The following is a 3,606-nucleotide window of genomic DNA, read 5'->3' as shown; positions in this document are numbered from 1 at the left end:
AACCTCCTCCGATTGAACACATCACGCAAGGGCAGCATAAAGACCAAGCGCATGCTGGCCGCTACGTCGGACAAATTTCGCGCAGAACTGCTCGGGGTGATGACATGAAGGTGCGATTGCCCTGGAGTCAAAGCGGCTGCTCCGAGAAGAGCTTCAGCAATTGTGAAACATACTTCTAACAATTGCGTGAACTCGGACGGCCGAAAGTGGCGCCGCTTTGCTCTGCCACTTTCGGCCGTCGGTTACGCAAGCCGTTATGTTGCTAGCTCAAGGAGTCCAGCATGACTTTTAACGAAGAACTCATTCTTCTTGTTGTCGACAAAGGCATTATTGCGGGAATAGCTGCCTTGGTTTGGTTCGCCTACTCGCAAAGCCAAAAGGCTCTAGATAGAGCACAGTCAAGGATTGATGCAGCAGAGCAAGAGAGCCGCGATCTAAAGCGGGACTCTGCTCTTCGTTCCATTGATGCTCGCATTGCCTTCTTGGAACGAAGGCTTGAGAGCTTTCTTTGGCCGCTGACGCTTTGTATGCGTAAGGATGATGCAATTTGGCAGCGTGTCCCAGGCCTTTATGAAGACGGAACGCAATTACCTACAAAGTCGGGGGCTATAGTCGAGTTGAGTGTGCTGCTTCCAAACCATAATCGAGCAGTAGAAGTTATCGAGCAAAATTTCCATCTGGTTGCTACAGAAAGCTCTCTTGTTGGCCCGATGATTCAGTACATTCGCCACGTTGCCGTTTTCCGCTCACTGCGAGAGGCGGGTCTCAAGCTAAATCCAATTGACGTTAACGAACCATTCCCAACTGAATTCCCAGAAAAACTGCAAGAGCATCTGGAGCAATCCATACAGGAGCTTTCTGATCTTAAGCAACGACGTGCCGAGTATGCGACGTCAGCAACATAACCCGTCAGTCAAGCGGAACTGCGCAAATGCGCGCAGCCCCTTACTTTTGCGTTATGCATCTCACCATGCCACCGCGCAAACCTGATCTGCTCCGCGCCAGCTCCATGCTCAGCGAGTTGCCGGCCGAAGTCGGAGAGGGCTTTCTTGCTCCGCTCATCCAAGACATAGGCTGGCCATTCGAAACCGTCCAAGACAGCCTCCACGGTACTGACTGGCACCGCATCTTGTACCCCTTTACGCTGCAACAGTTCGCGCAGCTCCGCTGGTGTCGGAAGAAGTTTCTTCTCGATGAACGTTTGCTTCATCCAGTATCGAAAGACGACATCAAGCTTGTCGTCCGCAATCTGACTGAGGATATATGGGCACTTGTCGGTAGGGACTCCGAACCTTCCAGGAAGAGCTTCGCTTATCACCGTTCGCGGGTGCTGCGCACAGGCGATTTCTGCGCACCCGTCGTACTTGCATTGACCGGCGTCGGTTTCAAAGTTCTTGATGGGAATCATCGTGTCGCCGCCTTGCTTGGCTCGGGGGTGGCGCAAACTGTCCCAATCGATGCATGGGTTGGCTTTACGAGAGCAGATGCATAACCCTCCGATGCAGCGGACCTGCCGAACAGCGGCGCAGGTTTTCCACTACCGCCTTCGCGCGGCAGTCCGCTGATCTCCACGTTATGTTTCAGGAGACCACCGTTGCAAATCGTCCTGATGCGACATGGCAAACCCAAGATCGACACGCGCCGCCGATTGAATGCGGCAGAGTTTGGCGTTTGGGTTGAACAATACAACGCGTCCGGCATCGATACCGAGTTCCCGCCCACGCAAGAGGCTGTTGCGCAAGCCAGCCAATGTGCTTTTACTGTGTGCAGCAACCTTCCGCGCTCTTTGGAATCTGCAAATGCTCTCGGGGTTGAGTGTATAGGAGCCTATTCCCACGTGTTCCGAGAAATGGATATGCCTCACGTGGAATGGCGTTTTCCAACCCTCTCGTTGCAAGCGTGGTTGGTATTTTTTCGGCTTGCCTGGGCGATCGGATATTCAGCCAATACAGAGTCATTCAAATCGGCCAAAGCAAGAGCACGTAGCTGCGCCGAGCAACTCGCCAATTTGGCTTCAACTCACGGCACTGTATTGTTCGTTGGGCACGGCTCGCTGAACTGGTTCGTCGCAAGGTATCTCAAGCGCATGGGGTGGCTATCCGCTGACAAGCCACCCAAGAAATACTGGGAATACAGCGTCTTTTACATGCAGGAAACATAACATGGCGCTCAACCTCGCTCCCTTCGGTCGCTGGACGCTGCGCAATAAAGCCGCGCAGCGAATAATAGGGGACAGACCACGATTTCCGGGCTCTGGCAAACTACGCCGGCACCCCGACCACCGGAGTCCCTCATGCCGCGACGCGCTCGTATCGCCTTACCGAATGTTCCGGTTCACCTCATCCAGCGCGGCAACAATCGACAGCCCTGCTTCTTCGCCGATGAGGACTATCGCCGTTACCTCGACTGGCTGGCAGAATATGCCGATAAGACGCACTGCCGGGTGCACGCCTATGTGCTGATGACCAACCACGTGCATCTACTGCTCTCTTCCGAGCGTGCCGATGCGGGGGGCGCGTTGATGAAGTTGCTGGGGCAGCGATATGTGCAATACGTGAATCGCTTGTACCGTCGTAGCGGAACGTTGTGGGAGGGGCGCTTTCGCTCCTGCCTGGTACAGGAGGAGGACTATATGCTCGCCTGCCAGCGCTACATCGAGCTGAATCCTGTGCGCGCCGGCATGGTGGCGCATCCGGCCGAATATCGCTGGTCAAGCTATCGTGCCAACGCGCAGGGCGAAGCTGACAGCCTGTGGCGACCGCATCCGCTCTACGCTGCGCTCGGTGATAGCGCCCCAACGCGCCAAGCGGCTTATCGCGAGTTGTTCCGCCATGAGTTGGATCCGGGAATGGTGGATCAGATTCGCCGTGCGACCAATGGGAATTACGCACTGGGTAACCAGCGGTTTGCGTCACAGGTGTCGGAAGCGCTAGGCAGGCGTGCAACGCCAGGACGTTCCGGGCGACCGCGCCAGTCGATCGAGTTGGAATCCGGTGAATTGTTTTAAGCAGGACCTCGCGGGAGGTGTAAAACCGTGGTCTGTCCCGAATGGCACTAAGTTAAGGCTGTTTAGCGCGATAACGACTGCGGTGTGGAGTCTCGACCATTTGGTGACGATGGGCGGTCAAGAGTGCGAAAGGTTTGGGGCGTCGTTTCAAACATCGAGGCTCCCGTCGCCCGGGTCGGGCGGTGACCTGACGAGCGCCAATAGCCGCGCGGAGTGAGCCGAGCAAACGCCGCCGTTCGCTGGCGTCGGTAGCACGTTGATGGAGTTGCGGCTCCCACTGGCGCAAGGCTTGGATGCTGGCTTTGAAACTGATTCGGCGCGGTGCGCATTCGACGCTGGCCGCTGCGTCGACGATCAGCCGGCGTACGACGTTGTAGGCGATGAAGTGCATCAGAATTTCCTTCCTCACCAAGTCTGGGGTTCGGCACCGCAGTACATCCATCCCTATGGTCGTCTTGATGTCGCGGAAGAACAGTTCCACATCCCAACGCTGGCGGTAGAGATCAGCCAGTTCAGCGGCGCTATAGCGTGTCGAATCCGTTAGGGTGGTAATCAAGTAATAGCTGGCTGACCGCATTCCCGGCACGTTGATGGTGACC

General features: G+C 55.9%; 5 protein-coding genes. 3 read left to right on the top strand and 2 right to left on the bottom strand.

Annotation, left to right across the window (positions count from 1 at the left end; genetic code table 11):
• Window positions 1–281 precede the first annotated feature (281 nt).
• A complete protein-coding gene (locus DNK49_RS22720; protein ID WP_110530341.1) occupies window positions 282–905 on the top strand; it encodes a hypothetical protein in 624 nt (207 codons plus the stop codon).
• A gap of 8 nt (window positions 906–913) precedes the next feature.
• On the opposite strand, the gene DNK49_RS22715 is transcribed toward DNK49_RS22720, so the two are convergent.
• On the bottom strand, window positions 914–1,408 hold the full coding sequence (locus DNK49_RS22715; RefSeq protein WP_110530339.1) for a hypothetical protein: 495 nt from the start codon (window positions 1,406–1,408) through the stop codon (window positions 914–916).
• Between the two features lie 186 nt (window positions 1,409–1,594).
• Between DNK49_RS22715 and DNK49_RS22710 the strand changes: the two genes are divergently transcribed.
• Together DNK49_RS22710 and DNK49_RS22705 are read left to right on the top strand one after the other, a co-directional pair.
• On the top strand, window positions 1,595–2,161 hold the full coding sequence (locus tag DNK49_RS22710) for a histidine phosphatase family protein (RefSeq protein WP_110530337.1): 567 nt from the start codon (window positions 1,595–1,597) through the stop codon (window positions 2,159–2,161).
• A 132-nt stretch (window positions 2,162–2,293) separates the two neighbouring features.
• Entirely contained in the window at window positions 2,294–3,007 is a 714-nt protein-coding gene (locus tag DNK49_RS22705) for a transposase (RefSeq protein WP_110530335.1), read from the top strand.
• Between the two features lie 52 nt (window positions 3,008–3,059).
• Here DNK49_RS22705 and DNK49_RS22700 read toward each other — a convergent pair.
• Window positions 3,060–3,606 (bottom strand): transposase (locus DNK49_RS22700; RefSeq protein WP_133255152.1); only part of this gene is annotated, 547 nt, incomplete at its 5' end.

This window comes from Parazoarcus communis SWub3 = DSM 12120, from assembly GCF_003226565.1.
Classification (GTDB): Bacteria; Pseudomonadota; Gammaproteobacteria; order Burkholderiales; family Rhodocyclaceae; genus Parazoarcus; species Parazoarcus communis.
Note: the sequence above shows the minus strand (reverse complement) of the source record. Positions and strands in the feature narration are given on the sequence as shown.

Excerpts from the sequence above, each read along its gene's own strand:
- DNK49_RS22720 (WP_110530341.1), top strand. The coding sequence starts at position 282 with ATGACTTTTAACGAAGAACTCATTCTTCTTGTTGTCGACAAAGGCATT.
- DNK49_RS22715 (WP_110530339.1), bottom strand. The coding sequence starts at position 1,408 with ATGATTCCCATCAAGAACTTTGAAACCGACGCCGGTCAATGCAAGTAC.
- DNK49_RS22705 (WP_110530335.1), top strand. The coding sequence starts at position 2,294 with ATGCCGCGACGCGCTCGTATCGCCTTACCGAATGTTCCGGTTCACCTC.